The organism is Bradyrhizobium sp. sGM-13, assembly GCF_018398875.1.
Taxonomy (GTDB): Bacteria; Pseudomonadota; Alphaproteobacteria; order Rhizobiales; family Xanthobacteraceae; genus Bradyrhizobium.
Window position 1 is genome coordinate 1 of sequence record NZ_JAGWDK010000179.1, and the last position, 541, is coordinate 541.

The window sequence follows — 541 nt, forward strand, 5'->3', positions numbered from 1 at the left end:
CTGGGAAAAGGCGTCTGTTGTGACGAGCGTCGTTCCGCTTAGAATAGCGACCATCACGATTGTTTTCATAAATCGCATAGTTACCTCCCTCTCTTGATCATTTCTCGTGGAAGATGAACTCGCAAGGCGACCATACCATAGGGCGCAATGCCGGAGAAGCTCGCTGTATGGGACAGTCGCCTCGACTCTCGTGCGGCATGCCGTTGTTCAGCGCATCGTGCATAGGGCGGCGCCGAAGACTTTGCGACACGCCCAGTTTTTCAACACCCTGCGATTATCAGCCCTACTGTATGGTGCATGTCACGATGGTCTGGACGTTGTTTCCGCTGGTGATTACAGTGGTGATGCAAGTATTCTTGCTGGTGGGGCCGACGTCGCCCATATCGAAACCGGCTGCTTTAAGGGCACCATTGATGGCCTTCCATCCGTCTTCAATACTAAATTCCTGATTGGGGGCGACTCCATTAAGCACGACAATTATCGGCTGACGACCATTCTGGCTCGCAATCTTGAAGGAAAAGCTGTTGTCACTCTTGTCGAT

General features: G+C 52.1%; 1 protein-coding gene. It reads right to left on the reverse strand.

From position 1 onward, the window contains the following. Window positions 1-283: 283 nt before the first annotated feature. Window positions 284-541 (reverse strand): hypothetical protein (locus KJQ96_RS38670; RefSeq protein WP_213291184.1); only part of this gene is annotated, 258 nt, incomplete at its 5' end.